Origin of the sequence: Corynebacterium sp. HMSC066C02 (assembly GCF_001814945.1) — a bacterium.
Taxonomy (GTDB): Bacteria; Actinomycetota; Actinomycetes; order Mycobacteriales; family Mycobacteriaceae; genus Corynebacterium; species Corynebacterium aurimucosum.
On the sequence record NZ_KV818428.1, the window covers coordinates 25,024 to 44,300 of the forward strand.

19 protein-coding genes are annotated in these 19,277 nt (G+C 57.7%); all 19 read right to left on the reverse strand.

The window, feature by feature from the left end; translation table 11 throughout:
• Positions 1-20 precede the first annotated feature (20 nt).
• Positions 21-1,823 (reverse strand): hypothetical protein, encoded by a 1,803-nt coding sequence (locus tag HMPREF2996_RS00170; protein WP_070729519.1) that lies wholly within the window; start codon positions 1,821-1,823, stop codon positions 21-23.
• An 11-nt stretch (positions 1,824-1,834) separates the two neighbouring features.
• Positions 1,835-3,742, reverse strand: coding sequence for a polysaccharide deacetylase family protein (locus HMPREF2996_RS00175; protein ID WP_070729521.1), 1,908 nt, complete (start codon positions 3,740-3,742; stop codon positions 1,835-1,837).
• Positions 3,743-3,746: 4 nt separating this feature from the next.
• Complete coding sequence (locus HMPREF2996_RS00180) at positions 3,747-4,058, reverse strand: hypothetical protein (protein ID WP_070729523.1); 312 nt, start codon at positions 4,056-4,058, stop codon at positions 3,747-3,749.
• Positions 4,048-4,641, reverse strand: a complete 594-nt coding sequence (locus HMPREF2996_RS00185) for a hypothetical protein (protein ID WP_070729525.1) — start codon at positions 4,639-4,641, stop codon at positions 4,048-4,050. The genes HMPREF2996_RS00180 and HMPREF2996_RS00185 overlap by 11 nt, the downstream gene beginning before the upstream one ends.
• Position 4,642: 1 nt before the next feature.
• Positions 4,643-6,277, reverse strand: coding sequence for a Gp37-like protein (locus HMPREF2996_RS00190; protein WP_070729528.1), 1,635 nt, complete (start codon positions 6,275-6,277; stop codon positions 4,643-4,645).
• 3 nt (positions 6,278-6,280) lie between these two features.
• Positions 6,281-7,129 carry a hypothetical protein gene (locus tag HMPREF2996_RS00195; RefSeq protein ID WP_070729529.1) on the reverse strand — a complete coding sequence of 283 codons (849 nt, stop codon included), beginning with the start codon at positions 7,127-7,129 and terminating at the stop codon, positions 6,281-6,283.
• The gene (locus tag HMPREF2996_RS00200; protein ID WP_070729531.1) at positions 7,130-12,292 is read right to left on the reverse strand and encodes a phage tail tape measure protein; all 5,163 of its coding nucleotides are present in this window, start codon (positions 12,290-12,292) and stop codon (positions 7,130-7,132) included.
• Between the two features lie 37 nt (positions 12,293-12,329).
• Entirely contained in the window at positions 12,330-12,653 is a 324-nt protein-coding gene (locus tag HMPREF2996_RS00205; protein ID WP_141757460.1) for a hypothetical protein, read from the reverse strand.
• Positions 12,654-12,685: 32 nt separating this feature from the next.
• Positions 12,686-13,042 (reverse strand): hypothetical protein, encoded by a 357-nt coding sequence (locus tag HMPREF2996_RS00210; RefSeq protein WP_070729535.1) that lies wholly within the window; start codon positions 13,040-13,042, stop codon positions 12,686-12,688.
• A 101-nt stretch (positions 13,043-13,143) separates the two neighbouring features.
• Entirely contained in the window at positions 13,144-13,842 is a 699-nt protein-coding gene (locus HMPREF2996_RS00215; protein WP_070729537.1) for a hypothetical protein, read from the reverse strand.
• Entirely contained in the window at positions 13,843-14,229 is a 387-nt protein-coding gene (locus HMPREF2996_RS00220; RefSeq protein WP_070729539.1) for a hypothetical protein, read from the reverse strand. It lies immediately after the preceding gene.
• Positions 14,230-14,234: 5 nt separating this feature from the next.
• Entirely contained in the window at positions 14,235-14,519 is a 285-nt protein-coding gene (locus tag HMPREF2996_RS00225; RefSeq protein WP_070729541.1) for a hypothetical protein, read from the reverse strand.
• The gene (locus HMPREF2996_RS00230) at positions 14,520-14,849 is read right to left on the reverse strand and encodes a hypothetical protein (RefSeq protein WP_070729542.1); all 330 of its coding nucleotides are present in this window, start codon (positions 14,847-14,849) and stop codon (positions 14,520-14,522) included. It lies immediately after the preceding gene.
• Between the two features lie 2 nt (positions 14,850-14,851).
• Positions 14,852-15,292, reverse strand: a complete 441-nt coding sequence (locus tag HMPREF2996_RS00235) for a Gp19/Gp15/Gp42 family protein (protein ID WP_070729544.1) — start codon at positions 15,290-15,292, stop codon at positions 14,852-14,854.
• Between the two features lie 8 nt (positions 15,293-15,300).
• Positions 15,301-15,621, reverse strand: a complete 321-nt coding sequence (locus HMPREF2996_RS00240; protein WP_070729546.1) for a hypothetical protein — start codon at positions 15,619-15,621, stop codon at positions 15,301-15,303.
• Positions 15,621-16,547 carry a phage major capsid protein gene (locus HMPREF2996_RS00245; RefSeq protein ID WP_070729548.1) on the reverse strand — a complete coding sequence of 309 codons (927 nt, stop codon included), beginning with the start codon at positions 16,545-16,547 and terminating at the stop codon, positions 15,621-15,623. The genes HMPREF2996_RS00240 and HMPREF2996_RS00245 overlap by 1 nt, the downstream gene beginning before the upstream one ends.
• Positions 16,548-16,574: 27 nt before the next feature.
• Positions 16,575-16,961 carry a hypothetical protein gene (locus HMPREF2996_RS00250; RefSeq protein WP_070729550.1) on the reverse strand — a complete coding sequence of 129 codons (387 nt, stop codon included), beginning with the start codon at positions 16,959-16,961 and terminating at the stop codon, positions 16,575-16,577.
• A gap of 31 nt (positions 16,962-16,992) precedes the next feature.
• Positions 16,993-18,408, reverse strand: a complete 1,416-nt coding sequence (locus HMPREF2996_RS00255; protein WP_070729553.1) for a head maturation protease, ClpP-related — start codon at positions 18,406-18,408, stop codon at positions 16,993-16,995.
• Complete coding sequence (locus tag HMPREF2996_RS00260) at positions 18,405-19,109, reverse strand: phage portal protein family protein (protein ID WP_210398885.1); 705 nt, start codon at positions 19,107-19,109, stop codon at positions 18,405-18,407. The genes HMPREF2996_RS00255 and HMPREF2996_RS00260 overlap by 4 nt, the downstream gene beginning before the upstream one ends.
• Between the last annotated feature and the right edge of the window lie 168 nt (positions 19,110-19,277).

The following is a 19,277-nucleotide window of genomic DNA, read 5'->3' on the forward strand; positions in this document are numbered from 1 at the left end:
CGTTCCCTGGGGTGACGGGTCTAATAGGCATCAATTTTTCCCCTCAATTCTGTCCACGTTCCACTCCTATTAATTGCAGCTATTAGCTCACCTGTAAGAGTCGGGCCGGCCATGAATCGGAATCCGGGCGAGGCGTTATCTGAGGATTCCCAGATAAGGTTCCACTGGATTCCGTCATGGGTGCCAACAATGATGCTGGGGCTGGGGGTGCCTTCACGTGAGAATCCGAAGAGGGTGGTTTCAGTGCGCCCGGTTTCGTGGTGGCGGATAGCGTGGCAAAGAAGTTTGTGCGATTCTCCGTAATTCCAGGCTTCGACAAATTCCCACTTTTCGCGGTGTTTTCCACCTGCACGGTCTAGGCGCATAACTCCCGCTGGGGTCATATCGCCAGCGAATAGGACGCAGTTTTTCATCGGCTGGATGCCGACTACCTGCCACCCAGCGGGTGTGTCTACCTCAGCGGAGTGGTAGGCAACTTCCCATGTTGCGCCGAGGTCATCGCTGTAGATGACGCCGTTTGAGCCGTTACCTCCCATCGCGTCGCCGAAGGACAACCAGATGCGGTCCCAGTAGGGGTCCCATGCGACGCCGTGGATGTGGTGAAGTAGGGTTGCCTGTCCTCGTGAGATTAGGAACTCGTTGAGGTCAAATATTCTCTTCCATGTTTTTCCGTGGTCTAGGGAAAGGTGAGCGTATCGTGCGTTTTCTCCTTCTGGGATAGGCTCCGACCCGGAGCCCCACACCATGCCGCCTTTTGGCCCGTATTCTGCGAGGACAATAATCGGCCCGTGTTGGTTGATGGACCAGTCCACGAATTTTACGAACTGTGCCGAGCCGGTGAGCTTGTGTGTCCACTGCGCCGCCGATGGGTCCGCCGGGTCGTATCCGTCGCTGACGTAGACCCTGCGGGTGGAGGGTACACCGTCCACGGTGCCACTCGTCGCCACCAGGATTTCCCCATTGGCCAGCGGCTCCACCAGCTCGATTGACTGCCCTGGGAACTGGTGGACAATTTCCCACGTTTTGCCCTGGTCTCGGGACTGTCGCAGAGGCCCGCCGACTCCGTTGAACACGACCATCCGGTCGTGGCTAAGAGTCCCAGCAATCTCGGAGGACTTCCTAGTGGTTTCGGTTACCGGCCCCCAGGTGATTTGTCCTGGGGTGGGGGTTTCTTCATTTCCTCCGGTATTGCTGTCGGTGTCGGTGCCGATGCGGGACCACTGTCCACCGACGCGCCGCGCCCACATGCGGGGCGTGTCCTCCGAGGATACGAAGAGTTGCACATTGTCCGCGCTCGCGGTTCCTGCGGGGAGCGTTTGGACAGTACCTAGCACGCTAGTCGGTAGACCTGCCGCCTGCGAGTTGCTGACTGGGTAGTAGCCGGGGTAGATGAGGTCATCCGCGTTGGATGTGGAATTCAGGTAGTCCCCAATTGGGGTGTCGGGACGCCAGTCTGTCCATTTCCCGCCTGAATAGGTGCGGTAGACTGCGCGGTCATCTGTGGGAGAGGACGCTGTGACAGTCTGCCTCGATCGGGCCGAGCTCGAATCATAAGATAGGGTCATCCAGCCCGGTGTGCCAAGCGGATTTCCTCCGACAGTACTTGACAGCGAATATGTGCCTTGTTTTTCTCGGCCGAAGTAGCCATCAAGATTATCTTGCTTGTAGATATGCCCCTTATTCCAAGCGATTCCATCGACGTAAGTTTTATCGGTTTTCAGCTCGAGCGCTGATAGCGTAGCTGGCTCTAGGGGGATACCGTCTGCGTCGATGACGATTTTCCCAGATTCGTAGTACTCTTTGTCAGTTGATGTACGGTGCATAAAATTTCTCCTTATGCTGCGTAGACGTGGGCCGCGTTCAAAGTCGCTTTTCCGCCGGAAATGCGTCGTACCCAAAAGTTCAAAGTCGTGAATCCCTTAGGCATGCCGAAAAATGTGCGGATAGTGTGTGTCCCCGCAGGAAGCGTGTACTGCTTCTTCTTTGCCGGTTCGCCGGCCACCTCAAGCTCTATGACCGTTGACGCGGATACTGTGACGGTGGCCTGGAACTCTCGTACTCCGCCACCTGCCCACCACACCGGTTTCGTGTCCAGAGTCGCAGACATGGTATTTTTCAAAGCCCCAGTGGGAAAATCAGGCAGTAGGTCATTACGGCACCCACCACCAGCGGAAAGTGAAGGGCCTACATCCCCGGTGAGTACCATCAGACGGCCAGCGTCACGCTCGGACGCCAGCCACGCCATGCACGACTCAAAGTCAGCCGTAGACATATAGCCTGCGGTGCCGATGAACTTCGGATGAGCCATCACCGATAGAGCGTACGGCCCAGACTGCGCCAGCTTCACCTGTTCTTTGAAATCATCCGCGGTTACAGCCTCATAGGTGTAGTGCGACTGAGCCACTGCCTCACCGCCCATCGGCTGCATGTATCCACCCGTACCACCGTTGACTACACCATGACGTTGCATGATTAGCCGGCCTGCAAACGTATCCCAATACGACTGATGGGAACCATATTTGAAATCGATATATGGGGTGCTGCTCCCAGTTCCGGGCTGCACCCACCCATCGATAGCGACCTGCGGCATCTTCGACTCGAAATAGTCAGCTGCACCAGCGATGTTGTCTAAAATATCCTCCGGCGTGGTGGAGTTAGAATGCGTCTTAGAATGATTCCAGATACGCACGCCGTCTTTGAGGAACCAGTCTTGCACCGTTCCCCAATCAGTGGGCTGCTCCTGCTCTACGTGCCGAATAGTGCACGCCCAGTATGCCGGCAGGTCATACTTTCGGAGCACGGGTAGAATCTTCTTAATGAAGTCCTGCGGGTAATCGTCAAAGCGGAGCATGACAACGCCGCGCCCATTGGTGGGCACGGTATAGCCGTGCCGCTTGGCTGCGGCATCCGCTCGAATCGCATGTTCGAGGGCTACATCTTCCCGTACCTCCTGCTTCTTCCCGGGCTCAATCCAGTCGCTCCACGACTGGGGGCCTGGGCGCCATTCACGCCACCAGAGTCGCGGTCCCTCGGACGTGTATGTGATGACTTCCTGGGTGGGGATTCCCCCGGTTCGGTTTACGAGATACCCGGGTTGGTTTTCTGGCCACCCGGTAATCTTCTTCGCTGCGTCGACTGACGCCACGACGTACTCTCCGGCATCGTCTTTCCCCCGAAGTTCCCCAATATCACCTGAGGTAAGTCTCCGTGGGGATTTGAAGTTGTTTTGCCCGTCTACGTAGCCCTTTGATGCGGCGTCTTGCTCTCGGGTGACCTGGGCAGTCACGATGTGTATTTTGCCTTCCGCATCAAGCGCAAGACGCTTGCTAGCGTTTGCTACCCAGCCCACCTGGGTAGTGGATTCAGTAGCATTATTGAATCGCGACATCGCAGACTCGAGCGCTTTACTGATCTCCTCAATAGAAGCTTCCGCAATCGGCAGCGGAACAGGCCACGGTCCAGCATTCAGCCGGGCTTGTTCAAACAGCGTCATCCCGGCTTTAGCGACGAATCGGATGCTGTCAGACCATCCGGGTCCTTCAATAAACAGCCAGCCGGTGCCTTCAGCCACAGTCAAAGAAAAAGACCCGTCCGAAGAAAGGTTAACTTTCCTTGGCTGGGTAGTAATCGTGCCCACGCTTGCCGCGTTAGGGGCCGGGGCCTTTACAGTCACATTTGTGACATCCTCAACTGGCTTGGTAGTAAGGTCAACAAGTTTCCCCTTGAGGGTTAGCGTTGCCATCTATCTATCCTTTCTCGATTTGTCCGGTCGACCCGTTAAAAAGACGCCACTTAGGCTGTAATGGGGGCTTGGTGGATTTCCCGTCCCAGAAGAGGATTAGAGGGAGGTTGTTCAGCTGCTCTAGAGCTGTCACCCTTTTTGAAAGCTCGCTCATGCCGTTGTTGGCGGAGTCTGCTTGCGCCGAAATCTCTGCGAAGACCTTGCCGGCTTCGTTGCCTGTGTGCTCCGCATCGTTGATGAGTTGTTGGGCTTCAGTGCTTCCGTCGACGCGGTAATTGGTTTCAGCTTTGTCACCGTTGTTTGGCCTAATACCCATTGTCTAGCTCCTCCATGGCCTTCAAGCGCTCTAGGCGCATGGCCTCAGCAGCGAGCTGGGATAGCTCTAGGGCGGTCAGGTCAGCCAGAGTCTTAGGCGCGGGTGTCGATGATTCAGCCTTAGCCCTCTGCTGATTGATGGGTATCCACGCCACAGCTTCGCCTGGTGTGCCGGCCCCGCCGAGCGGGTCGAGTTTCACCGCCGGGCCAAGCATGAGGGTCACGTCGTACAGGCCGGGGCGGGTGAACGCCCCGACTAGTTTTCCGGTGTGGCGCTCTAGCCGGATACCGGGCGGAAGATGCCCCTCCACAATCCTCACGCCGCGCCTATCCGCTCCAGGAACCACCATGTCCATGATGTCCCCAATGTTGGTGCGGGTGCGGTCACTATCGGTATCGAAATCCACCGCCCACCCCAGCGTGATGGTCTCCGGCTCCCCAATCTCAAGGCGTGCGCCGAGCTCGTCGAAGATGTGGCGAGCCGCCCGTGACTCGTAGCCCTCCGGAACGATGCCGAGAAACAGCCCCGCGTACGGGTGCTCCGACTCCGGCACCTGCGTGGGCACGATGTAGCGGTAATCCAATTTATCCTCCCTTTGTCACGGCCAGCCGGCCAATCACAGCACGAACATTCTCCTTATTCGCCTGGTAGAGCTCACCCGGCGACGCCAGCGAAGCGTAATCACCAATGCGTAGTTGCCAGCCAACTTCCTGCCCCGGTTTCGAGGTCCACGTCAGGCCAGACACGTAGGCGGCCCACACCACACCCCACGCGGTGACGCCGATGGTGTCCCCGAGGTCGAAGTCGCGGCCTGGTAGGTACGGGTCGGGGTTGTCGATGGAGAATTCGGCGCTGATTCCGCCCTCGGTCTCCTGCTTCGCCTGCCAAGCTTTCTGTAGCGAGTCAACGGTGTTGGCCTCACCCGGTTTGGATATGGCGGTGAAGCGGGACCGCCCATAGTGGAACTCACGATTACGGTCTACGTGCTCGTTGAGCACAAACAGGCGGTCTGCGGACATCTCCGCCGCCAGCTCGCCGGCGCCCTTAATCGCCTCAGCAGCAGGGCCACCAATCACCGGCACAGCTGACACAGCCGCCGCGATAGCTGATTTGATACCGATGTTGACGACCTTGTTCACCATGTCCGGAGACTTACCACCAACAAGGAAGCGATGGTCAGTAGACTTGCGCACCTGCACGCTCGGCGCATCCATCAGGGTGTACACCACCCAGGGTTTGCGCCCGTCCGTATTACTGACATCAACGTCCGCAAACTCAGTCACAGAGGTGATGTAATCATCGCTGCTAATCGTGCGCTTCAGCTGGCGGAATGCCTGGCCGACGATGCCGGCAGCACCGGTGACTGTGGCCCTGGGGGCGAAGTCGATAATCGTCGTCGGCAACGAGAGCGTCGTATAGGAAGGGAAGGGTTGCTCATCGCCGGGTAGCCACAGCCACGCGAAAGGCTGCACGCCTGCCGCCGCCCATGTCGCTTTGAGTAGGTCCCAGGCGTTGTCCCAACGAGCCGACACCACGCACCACTCGGAGCGGTTGCCAGACATCACCGGTGAACAAATCACCGGGTGCATCGACGGGTTGAATCCCCGCCACTGCGCAGGGCTTGTGTACTTGTCCGTCCACGAGAACATCGACGCCATCAGGCTCGGCTGCTGGTAGCCGATGAGGTTGCGGCCAATGAGCTTGCGGCTGACCTTCTCAGCACTGCCGTCCTGGCGGTCCTCCCACTGCGCCTGAACCACCTTCGACCTATTTGACGGGTCCGCCCACAACGGCAAATGCTTCAAATGCTCCATCGAGTCCACGCCGGACAGTTCCACCTCGGCGGGGTTGCCCTCAGGGTCGCCACCCTGTGGGCTGATTTCTAGGATGCGGTAGCAGCGGCGGCGCAGACCAGGCCGCTCCACCACCACATGCACCGCGCCGTGAATGAGCGCATCCAAACGGCCGCCCTCGTCTAAGCGGCGGATGTCATCGCGCAGTAGGTAGTCCACGACGGGATTAACCACGCCCGGCGATACCTCACCCGGCAAGGTCATGGACATGTTGCCCACGTCCGCAAAAACGCCACCCCACTCCGCTTCCAGCCAATCCTCAATATCGAGCACCGGCTCCCAATTCTTGTCATACAGGCCGACGTACTGCCCGTGGGCTTCCATGACCGCTTCACGGTGAGCCTTATGCTGCTGCCAATTGACCATGTGTCACCTCCACGGGCTAAGAAAGCGCGGGGTAACCTCTAGGGTCAGTCCCGCGCCCAACTGAAAATCATTCTTTGTGTGTGGCTGCAGCGTCTCCCCCACGAGCACGCCACGAAGCGACGACCACGTTCCGGTATCAACGTTGCCGCCCTCGTCGGTCACCTGGCCTTGCATGCCGCGCTCCAAATCAATCCATCGCACGCCCGGCCCAGTAGCCAGACTCAAGCTCAGTCCACTTGGTAGGGAGAAGGCGGTGGCTTGCCCATCCCAACGCAGCCGGAGTTTCGGGGGCAGGTCGCCGGGACTCGTCACAGTGACGTTACCCGTGTATGCCCTAACACCCCCAGACCAGTACCCATCAAGACACTGATACTGAACACTATCCTCAATAAGGGTCACGCCGGACGGGTCAAAAGGAACCTCTGCGAAACTAACCAACCGCACACGCGCCTCACGGTCACCACCATCACGCGCCACAACCTTCAACTTCCCGTCCGCAAAATAGGACCAAGAGTTGCGCCAATCACGCAGCGTCTCCATCACAGACTCATCAGGACCAGGGCGCACAACCACATCCAGAGAGCCGGTAAACGCCGGAACCTTCATCCCGGCCACGCGGGAACCGTAGCGGGTGACGGACTCCACCGAAGTAAAGTCCACCCCGCCTACACCGTCACCAAAGCCGCCCTCTTTGAGGACTACGCGCTGCTCATCAGCCTCCGTGTCGAGCATCGAGTGAAGAATGAACTGCTCACCGGGTCGGTGCGGCGCAGTATAGGTGATTTTGTAGCCAGGCGGGTCCGGCAAATCAACACCCGAAAAACCGGACCCAAACCGCACAGGATTCACCATTTACATCGCACCTCCCCTAGTAGTCGCAGCAACAGCCACACCAGTACGACGGCGCAGCTTGCTAATCTCCTCCGTGTTGATAGTGACCTCGCCTTCGACCTTGTCCACGCGCTTGCGCAGCACCTCCTGGCCCTCAAGATTGACCACAAGGGTCATACCCTGCTCACCATTCAGACCGCCGCGCTTAATGTCGCGCCACTGGTCACCGTTAAACACCGGCTCCGGCTCATTCGACAGATTCACCGCGATGCCGCCCGGCTTCAACCAGCCACCCTGGTCATACACCGCACCAGCGCGGCGGGCATCAATGACAGCCCCGACGAGGTCATCATCCTCATGGATGCCTATCTGGGCCATACGTCCGTCGTAGTCACCCGTCGTCATCAGATGCTTGTAGGAGGCCACCGGCGAGGCGTCCTTAGCGGCGACACCGGTCTTTGCCTTACCGCTCTCCTCAACGAGGTTCAGAATCGCCCTAGCGGCGTCCTCACTACGCAGCAGCAAGGATGTATCCACAATGCCAGCATCGGCACCATCCCACGCGGAAGAGAACTCCTGGAAAGCACCCTTCAGCTGAACCTCCGGCTTCGCGGCAGACGAACCACCACCGAATACACCAGCCTTATTGACCAACTCCTCAGCAAGGCCCATCTGCTGCGCATACCGGCCAGGGAACGCGGACACCTGAACCTTCTGCGCAGCAGCGCCAGGGTCCATGTCCTGCCACTTGAAGGTGTGCAGTTGGCGGAAGAACATCGCAGCAGACTCGTACGGGTCCATGCGCTGCCACACTTCGCCCCATGCGCCGTTATCACGCTGCTGGAAAAGGCCAACGGAATCGTAATCCGAGCCGATAGCATCATGCCGGTACTTCAGGGACTCCGGCACAGCACGATTCGCCCACATCTTCATCGGATTACCCGACTCCACAAGCGCCGTAGCCACACCAATCTTCGCGCCCTTAGCACCCACACCAAGACGCTTCGCAGCCTCCGCAATCTCACTCACGAAGAACTCTTGGCCCCACTCCGCAGTCTTAGCCTTCCGAGCCTCATCCGGAGTCACAACAGCCGGAGCCACCGACTTATCCACATCAACCTTCGGCTCCTCCTTCTTCCCAGAAGTCGGAACCTGAACCTGCTTCTCAGTGATGATGGAGTCACCCGACGGCAGCCAATCCCCCGGCTTACCCAGAAGAATCTTCGCCAACAGGCCACCACCAAGACCAGCCATATCAAGCAGCCCCTCAGTAAGGTGCTCCACCACGGACTTATCCCCAAGTTCGTTCGCAGCCGTCGCGATAGCCGCCTCCTGTGGGGACAGCTTCACCGTCTGCGACGCAGAACCGGATGATGTGGACTCACCCGTGACCAGCGACGTGTCAATCTCACCGGTCTCCGCCATCGGAAGAATCTCATTCATCTTCGGCGGCACCGGGGGCTTATCCTTCAGACCAATCCAATGGAGATTCGTGTACTGGGAGTGACGAGCACCAGCAGCGGCACCGCCAATCTGGCCGTTACCGCGACCGCCACCCATCTCCACGTTCGTAGCACGCCCGTTAGCGTCATAAATCGTGCCGGAGGTGTGGCCACCGTAGGGGCCACCATTAAAGTGGCCAATCTCAAAGGCGGACTTACCGGGCGACATGCCCGACGAGAAGCCCATCTGAGAAAGAACCTGGCCCTGATTACCGGTGGCGAACTTACGCCCAGCCAAATCCATGCCAATAGCGAATGCCGCCAGGCCACTCATAGCGCCAGAACAGTCACCCCAGTTACCAAGCAGGCCACCACCCCACACATAGGGCGACCCCTCAAGACTGCCGGGGGCTTGCTTGCCCTTCACATTCTGCCCAGAAGCAAACGCCAACAGCTCCTTCGAGGACACCACACCGCCGTTGGCGAAGTAGTGGGCCCTCATTGGCGCTACCGCAGAGTACGGGGCCGGGGTGATACGCTCCCCATCCTTGTCCAAGACGGTGAGGCCGAAAATGTCCGCCGTCTTGGCAAGAATCTCAGTGGAGCGCTTGCGCTTCGACTTGGCGAGCGGGATGTAGGACTCACCACCGGTTTCCGGCTCCGCCCACACACGCCACTCACCACCGCGAGCAATCTGCGCCCGATGGTCCTCACGAGTACCGCCATTGGCGTAGCGCTCCAACTTGTCGATGCCGCCGTCCACATAGGCGCGGGTGATACCACCGTCGACGAGGACGAGACCACCACTAGCGAATCCCATCATGCCGCGAATCTTGTCCGGCATAATCGACCCGATAGCGTTTCCGACCTGCCCAAACATGGACTTAATACCGTTGATGAGACCAGAAATAATGTTCTTACCGGCATTCACAAGCCACTGGCCAGCATTAGCGAAAACATTCTTAATCTTGCTCGGAATCTGCCCGAACAAGCTCATCATCTCGCCAATTTTGCCGCGCACAGCGGACACCATGTTGCCGACAGAGTCAGCAAACGCGGACACAACGCCCTTCGCGTTGTCAAAGATGGACTTGAAGAGGTTCATCGCCGCATTGATAGCGCCGCGCACCACATCGGAAATAGCGTCACCCATCGACGAGAAACGATTCCCGATATTCGAGAAGTTACCCGTGAGCACATCCGCGAGCAGTCCGGCTGCATTGCGGAAGAAATCCCACGTGGGCTTAATAATCCCACTCCAAATATCAGAAATCAGGGCGCCCAGGGTGCGGAAAGCCCCACCAATCACAGCGGTGAAAATCGGGGCAACGAACGACGCCACAGACTGCACCACAGACATAAACACCGACAGGGTGGGCTGAATAACCGAGGACCACACCGTTGAGATAATCGAGCCGACGAGCTCAATCGCCGACCAAATCCCCTTAAACGCGCCAACCACAACAGTGCCCAGCACCTGGAACGCATCCCCCATGAAAGACACAACCGGGGAAATCCACGTCTTATAAAACTGTCCGAAGCCAGCGGTGAACTCGCCCCACTTTTCAGACATGAAGCCCCACGCCTCAACAGCGAAGTCCTTCAACGCAATCAACTTATCGCGGAAGAGCTGCAAAAACGTGAAGACGGGAGAGTCCGGGTTCATGCCCAGAGCTTCGGCGTAGTCAGTAGAGTCGCCGGTCTTCCAGAAGTCCAAAGCCCCAGAAAAAATTTCCTTCATGCGGTCGACCGCCCCGGTGACCTTCTCCACCGTGGTATCCCACGCGCCAGAAATAGTGTCACCAATCTGGGAGAACACCGGGCCAAAAGTAGACTTCGCCCAATCCAGGCCAGCCTTAAACTTCTCAACGACCCAATCCCAGCCAGCGCCAAGAGCCTCCGTAAAGGACTCCCACATCTTGCGGCCCGTCTCAGTCTTGGTGAAGAACGCCCACAGCGCCACACCAACCGCAACAATCGCCGCCGTAATCCACGTAATCGGGGACTTCCACATGGACGCGTTTAGAAGATTCTGCGCGACCGTGGTCTCCATAATCGCGGTCTTCATCTTGGCCATGACGCCTACAAAGCCACCAGCATCCTTGAAGCTCTGCACCGCGTTATAAGCAGCCATGCCAGCAGTCAAAGCGCCCAGAGCACCAACAACCCCCAGAACAGGGCCCTTATGCTCGCCTAGAAACTTCAGAGCATCAGCAACACCAGACACCGCGCCTTGAGCAATCTCCAAAGCCGGAACTAAAGAGTCAAAAACCGCCGCCGCAATAGGCTCCAGCGCCAACATCGCCTGATTCTTAAACTGGTCCCACCGCTCAGCGAAGTCAGCGGTTTCCTCCGCCAGTCCCCCAATCGTGTCCGAGGTGGCACCCGTCGCATCCATGAAATCATCCACAGACAAAGTGCCGGTCTTCACCGCATCCACAAACTGGGCAGCACCACGAGTACCGAAAATACCGGATGCCATATCAATCGCAGCAGCATCATCACCCGCATTGATAAGTTCCTCAATCGACCCGATGGTCTCCTTGAGTGCTTCCGGCGCGTCACGCCCCTCAGACGCAAACTCCGCCAGCGCACGCTGCATCGACTGCAGCGTCTTATCCGCATCCAGACCAGCCTTATCCATCTGGCCCACAAGCGCAGCAGAATCAGACATCGAGAAACCGAACCCACGCAAAACGGGGCCAGCCTTCACCGCCGACTGCGACAACTCAGTAATCGTCAACCCAGTCGCCTGCGACACCTGGAACAACTCATCCAACGCGCCCGGCATGTCCTTCGCCTCGATACCAAAGCCGCTCATGGCCTTCGAGACCTCGTTGATGTCCGCATCCACGCCCAGGTTCTGCAGCTGCATGAACTGAGCCGTCATCTCCTCAAGCGGCGCACCAGTCAACCCAAGACGCGTATTCAGATCCGCAAGCGTCGAGCCAATAGCCCCCATATCAGAGCCAACACCAATGGACTCGCCAGCGACCTTGCGCATCGAATCCTGCAGCTCCTCAAACGCAGCACCACTAGCACCAGTACCCGCACGAATCGTGTCATACGCATCATCAAACTGGGCACCAATGTCATACGCAGCCTTACCAGCCGCACCCACAGCACCAACAACAACCGCACCGGCAGCGGCAATCTTGCCCAGAGAGACCTCAAAGCCCTGGCCCTTACCGTCAGCATCAGCCGCGGCGTCGCCAAACTCCTTGGTCGCACTGGTGGCTTCTTCCGTGGCATGCTCGAGGTCTTTCTGCGCCGTAGCGAGCGAATCAGAAGCCCGCTTCGATTCAGCCATGGCCTTCTCGACGCCGCGCTCCGCCTTCTCAACATTCTGCGCGGCAGTCTCAACCCGGGCACGCTTAGTCAGCACGTCGCCTTCAGCCTTAGCCAACTGCTCCGAGCTGGCTTTGCCGGACTTCTTCATCTCGGAAAGCTTCGACTCCGCAGCCTCCAGCTGCTTCGCCGCAGCCTGAGACTTCAGCACCTCAGAGTTACGCTTCGCCTCAGCATCAGCCAACTCCTCCGAGGACTTCTTCACACGGTAGTTGGCTTTCTCCACACGCTTCGCAGCATCATCAGCACCAGACTTGATGCCCTTCTCGATGGAGTCGCCGGCCTTCTTCGCCGCCTTAGAGGTGGGGGCAAGCAGCTTATCCTGCAGTTCCTTGCCGATACCCGCCAGCGAAATCGTAGTAGGCAGGACAGCGTAGCCAGCAGCACCGGCCATGGGCGAACACCTCCATCAAAAAAGGCCGCGCAGGCAATCACCTGGCGGCGTTAAACTTTCGGGCCTTCTCACGCGCCCGCTGCATCGCAATTTCGCGTTCTTTGGCGCGACGCTCACGCTTCAACTGCTCCCAACGCGGGTGCTTCTGCCCATTCAGACTTGACCAAATATCCATCAGCACCGACGACACCTCACTCACCGGAGGGCGGTCAGAAATCACAGAATGAAACAAAGACTCCGACGGCAAATGCTCCGCGAGCAACAACATTCGCCGCAAAGTCATACGTGAGGCTCCCCCATCCTCACGGTAAAAATCCCGGTAATCCAGGTGGTAGAAACGCTGAAAATCAACCTCTACCAAATCCTCATGCTGAGCAATGAGGTACAGCAGCTCTATTTTCCCTGGCGGCGCTCACCCCACGCCGTAAACACCTCACGGAACTCATCAACCGACAGACCAAGCTCCATCAGCTTAAACACCTGGTCCTCACCAATGAGCTGCTCAAGCACACTCGGAATGTACTTCTGGGCGTAGCGCTCATGGAAGACGAACATCATTCCGCCGGGGGCTGCTTCACGAGTCCACCGGTCTTCAATCTCAATATCCTCACCGTTCACGTTGATAGTGAACGTGGGGTACTCCACCTCATCGTTGGTATCAGTGGTGGTTTCCTCGATGACCTCGGCCTGGGCGCCAGAGGCGTCCTTCGGGTCAATAGCATCGTCGTTCTTTTTCTTGCGAGTAGTCATGGCAGACCCTTTCACATTGAATTGTTTGTACAAAACTTGGGCAGACCAATTAGGTGGAGGGGTAGGGGCGGTCTGCCAAAAATCTCCCCTACCCCATCGCACTACTGAGTAGCGCCAGCCTCGGTGTCAGCGCCGCGAGACGGAGCCTCCTCCGCCGCGTCACCAGAATCATTCTTCTCAGCCGAGAATCGAATAACATCCGGCAGCTCATCCGGCGTATCATCCCCACGCAGACGCAGGTAGTCATACAGAGCTCGGTACTGGTCCTTACGAATCTCAGCCTTAAACTGAGTTACCGAAGCGCCATCATCGTTACGCTCATTACCGGATTCTGCGTACACCAGAGCACGACGACGAGATACATCAATGTAGACATCACCGAAGCTATTAGTGGTCTTAAACGCAATGAACACCTCAGCAGGGTTCTCCGGCGCCACAAGAACACCAGGCTTACCCTCCTTGAACACAGAGCCCGGCCACAGCAGCGGGAACGTCACGTTATTCATCTCGAGCGCGTCGAAACCGCGAACGTCCTTCTTGAACTTGTTATTAATCAGCTGCAACACGCCGCCGAACGAGCTGATTTCAGTGCGGTCAACCTCCGGCTCCTGCGTAATGCCAGAACCATCATTGAGCAATCCGATGAAGCTCCACACCTTCGGGTCAAACGACCCATCATTGCCAATCTTCGGATCGTCATCAGTGGAGATGTAGACCTCCGCGTCCTTCCAAATATCAATCATCCGGGCGCGATCCGTTTCCAGGGTCTGAGTGCCCTGGTCAGTGTTAGGGGTAGTCATTTAGGAAAGTCCTTTCTTAGTTGAAGCAGCCACGACCGTGACTGCAGCGACCCAGCCCTTCACGTCCTCATCCTTCACAACAAGGAACGGGCCGGGAGAAATACGAAAACCCCCAACACTGTGGGGGTTAAGAAGCCAGGCATCTATCTCGGCGGCAACCCGCCGAACCTCTGGCTCATACTTGCCATACACATTGACACGAACATTCTCAGTCGACGTAGCACGACCCGAGCGTGGAGAACCATCGCTCGACACCGTCACTACCGGGCCATCATCCACGGACCAGCCCTGCGGGATAGCCGCGACGACCCTGATCGGCTTCGCCATCACGCCACGCAAAGCGCGGCGAATGACCTCCGGGGCGTTGCGCTGAATGAAGTAATCCACGCCGCTCACCTCGGGTTGTAGCGATGCACGTCTAGGCCCTGCGACGCAGCGGCACGCGTCAACGTGCCATGCTTCGCCTGCATAGCCAGGCCCTTCGCATGCGCCAACGTCACCAACGCAACTGGGCGACCATGACGGTCAGTCTTCATCGTCACCGTCACGGGCACGTCACCCTCAACGGCACCAGCAACCGCCTGCGCTTTCGACTCCAACTGCGGAGCAAGAGCAGCAAGATTCTTCTTGTACCACTCATCCGGAATATCCAAACGAGGCTTACCAACCTTCGCCATCTATCCCTCACCCCTCACGCAATCAAAAACCATCGACGGGCGATGCCGCCGATAAACCGGCCGCCGATGAGCCGACCAGTCCCACGCTGTAATACGCACCTGATACCGCTTGCCCCGCACAGTGACCTCATCACCATCAGCGACCTCAGTACCAGCAGACGCCCACACACGCAGAATGTCCTTCGTCCCCTGCTTATCCTCATCCGACATCTCCGTCAGAGATAGCGGCTGCACCGACTTCACCATGACCTCACGGTCAGGCTCACCCGGCACCGGATAACCATCATCATCCACGCCGCCCGCGGCACCATGAACCGTAATCAATTCCACGGTCACCACCGCCTAAACAGGCGACGCTCCGGCCACCGAATAGGATGCGGAGACCGAACCAAGGCACGAGCAGCCACCGACAAACCAAGCAGCGCAGCCATCTCATCAGTCAGACGAACGCCACGCCACGAAGTCCACTTCAACGTGTCACGAAAACCCACCGAATCAGACTCCTGCCCAGTAGACGACGAAGCATTAGTCAGCCCCACATTCGGGCCAACCAACACCGCCGCCGCGACCATGTCAGCAACAACTTCCTGCGCAGTCGGTTCCAACCAAGGGACCGTCTTTAGCTCCTGCTTAAAGCTGCGCCCCTGACGGAGAAACGCCGTATCAATCGTCTTGACCGCCGACGCAATCAAACCGTCAAGACGCTCCGACTCAAACGCGTCCAACGGGCGCGGAAACAGCGCAAGCAGGGCGTCCTTATCAACTTCAATCATGTCGCCTCCTAAGCGGTGGCGGCAATAATCTCCGCCTTAGACAAGCCCTTAGTGTCCATACCCAAAGCCTCGGCATAGTCACGCCAATCAGTCGCCGGCGCAGACTTCGCAGGACGAACGACCTCATCCTCATCCCCCACCGGCTCATCACCAGACGAAGGTTCAGAAACAGGTTTAGAAACATCCGGCTCAACAGGAACCTCCACGACGAAGACACCCCTGCTGAAATACTCATCAAACACGGCATCATCCACTTCAAGAGTCTTGCCCTGTTTTAGAAGCGGACCGCCGGGGAACCGAATCGACTTCGCCAGCTTTACCGTCTTCACTAGCTAGTCACCAGACCCATCAGCTCAACAATGCCCTTCGGGGAATCGACCACAAAGCCACGGCGGTGAGAGTAGTCCGAGCGCCAGGACATGTGCGGGCCAGCCAGGTGAGAATCCCCGCCCTCAGCGTAGAAGTCAGTAATCTGCTCATCCTCACGCTGGGCCTGAACGCCAGCGCCCTCAACACCAATCCAAAGCTTGTCCTTCGGAACAGCAAAGGACGGTGCTGCCTGCAACTGGCCAAACAGGAGCGGCTGCTCCGAAACGCCCTTAAACAGCGGGTTCTCAGAAGCCATATCACCGATGTAGAGCTTCTGGACTTCCTCGTTACGCTTCAGCATCGTCAGCGTAGTCGGGTGAACCCAGAGAACATTAGGCTCATACTCGAAGTAGTTGCCGTCCTCATCCTCAGCGCCCTGAATCAGCTCAATAGCATCCAGGATGTCAGATGCGGGCTTAGCTCCCGGCTGGTCCCATGCAACGGCAGCAGCCAGCTCCTGAGTCTCCGCCGCATCAAGAGCGGCCTGGGCCTCACGTGCACGAGAGCGCAGGATGGTGTTCGTACGGGCTGCGAGCTCACGAGCAACAGCGTCACGGTCATCATCCTTGCGCTGCTCCCAAGACACTCGAATACCCTTGGTGTACTTATCCACCTTGCCAGTCTTGTACTCATCCTCACGGGGGTCATCGACCGGGATTTCGCCAAACTCGGCGGTCTTCATCACGTCGTCCTCAAGGTAGTACGGGCGACGCTCACGATAGGCAAACACGTTAGAAGCAACGTTCTCGGTGCGGAAGAACAGGCGCTCAACCTCACGTCCATCCATCGCGGTGAGAACCTTCTCAGGAAGGTACGCCGGATTAGCCAGCATCTCATCAACGGTAAGACCCTTGATGTTGTCAAATACAGAATTGATAGTTTCCATCTTGAAATCTCCCTAGGGGTCAGTCTGCTAGGCGGTAGCGGCCTGAGGCAGAGAATTGAGAACAGTCAGCACACGGTCACCCTCGCCGTCCCACACGGCCACACCGACCTGCACAGTGCCAGTGGCAGCAACCTCGCCCTTGTCAGCGGCAAACACAGCAGCACCCGCCTTAATCGCGGAAGCATCACCACCAGCAACCTTCAGCTTCACAGCGGCCACACCGTAGTGAACCGAAACCGCATCAGGAAGCGCCGCATTATTCGGATCGGCCTTCTCAGTCACCGCACCAAACACAGGGCCAGCAGCAGTAGCCGGGGCAATCTTGCCATCCTTCACCGCGACAAGAGTGAACTTCTCAAGCGCCTCGGAAGCCTCAAAAGAAATCGGGCCCTGGCGGAAAGTTGGATTAGACATTCTTTCTCCTTAAAAGATTGAAACGCCCCGGCTACTTGCCAAGGCGGGACTTAGAGAGAGCATCGAGCTCTTCAGTGCTCATCACCGCAGAATCACCCTCCGGGGCAACATCGCGGCCATAGCCAGACTCAATGCGCGGAATAGTGTTCACAGGAATCGAGCCATAGAGCTCACGAGCTGCCTGCGGGTCACGGTGCATATCCTCAATGACCTTGGAACGTCGCGCTGCGTTAACCCGCCCCTCCTGAATCCAGGTGTCTACCTCGTCCTCACGTGCCTTAGCATCAGCCTGATTCTTCGCTTCCCAACCAAGCTTCGCCGCCGCCTGCAAGTCGTTGTAGGTATCACGGTCCAGGGTGACAGTGTCCTCCATGGTTGCGGTAGTCTCTGCGGGAACATCCGGTTCACCGTCGCCATCATTATCGGCAGCAGCCTTAACCACAACGCCAACAGTCAGCTCCACCGGGTCACCATTGCCAGCCACAGTGACAGCAACAGTTCCCTCGGTATCGGGCTCCGCACCCGCAGGAGCCACAACGGTAACCACGCCCGTAGTCTCCTCCACGGTGGTCTCCCAACCATCCGGGCCAGACACCTCGAAAGTCACACCCTCGGGAATTGGGGAACCCTGCGGAGCAATCTCAACCTTGCCGGTCGGCACAACCTCCACAGACTCCGGGTAAGTCACATCCAGAGTGGTCGTAACCTCTACCTCTTCATTGAAAAAGCCGGACAGCTTCTCACGAAGCACATCCGGCTCAACACCCAGTTCCTGGGCGAGATTCTTGATGCTCATAGCATCTCCTTCCTGCCCATCACTGGGCGTAGTAGAAACGTCCCCCGATACCGACCGGGTGACAGGCGGCGGCGGAGCCGCAGCCCGGTTAGCGAACTTGAAACGCCGCTTCGCCAACGACGCCGACGGCGCCGGTGCGGACGACTTCTCAGCCACAATCCCATCCGCCAACCCGGCTGCCACAGCCTCCTCGGCGGTGTACCACGTCTCCGCGCTCATCGCGTCCAACCATTCCTGAATCTCACCGCCGGCCTTACCTGCGTAGATAGCGGCCAGCTTATTGTCCTGGCGCTCAAGGTCGGACAATGTCTTGCGAACCTCATCCGCATTACCCTCAGCCAAAGTCCACGCACGATGAATCATCAACTCCGACGATTCCCGCATGAGTACGCGGTCGGCACCACCGACCGCAATGAACGACGCAGCAGACGCGGCCAGTGATTCCACAATCACAGTGACCTCACCGTCATGGTTCTTCAAGGCCTGCATGATGTCGATGCCTTCGTAGACATCGCCACCACCAGATGAAATACGTACCGTCACGTCGCCGGAGATTTCGGAGAGTTGAGCCATCACCGACTTCGCAGTAATAGCATTCTCCGGCTCCCAAAAATCCGGACCAATCGGGCCATACATGAGAATCTCGTTCATGCTGTGCCTCCTTCCTCACTACTTGAAGCCGTATCGGAATCACTCGATAACGTGACCCCCATCTGCTCTTCCAAACGCTGCCGCTGCTGCTTCGACTTCAAAGCATCAGTCAGCTTCTGCTTCGGCGGCAGAGAATACGAACGACGCAAATGCTCCTCCAACTTCGGGTCAGCAAACAACGCCCCAGAATTAAGCAACTGCGCCAAATCCCCCGCCCCAAGCTCCTTACGCGAAGCAATAGGATCAAACACCAACCTCGGGCACATCCCCTGATGGTCAGGAAACGCAACCTCCACAAGGTCCTCAATGACATGCTGCGTAAACACATCCGCAAACCACTCGGCGATCGTCTGCAACGACTGAATAAACAGGTCAGACTGCGTTTGCGCCAAGTTGTAACTGCCGCCGTTCTCAAGGTTCAAGAAGTGGGCCAACACAGCCCTAGCAATCATCGAATCGTGATAACTAATCGCCTCACGCGGGCTAACCAGCTGGCCAGAAACACCCTTAAGCTCAAACTTCGCACCCGCAGGAACCGCAGCGCCAGCATAATCACCGCTACGCGCATTCTCTGCCAACGCCTGCCCATACTCAAGGTCAGCCTTCGGGTTATCCGTAATATCACTACCCGTATACACCGGGAAACCCATACCATTACGGTCCAAAGTGGTCACTTCCTTACGAAGCAACTCATCCTTCAACCGCCAATGCTTATACGCGGGGCGGAAAATAGACGTACCAGTCCACTGCGCGCCCTCATCCTCATAGCAATACGCCACAAGATTCCGCACAGATACAAGCGTTCGCCCCTGCTCAAAATCACCCCACGTTTGCGAAGGACCTGACCCCTGTTAGGTAGACACCTGATA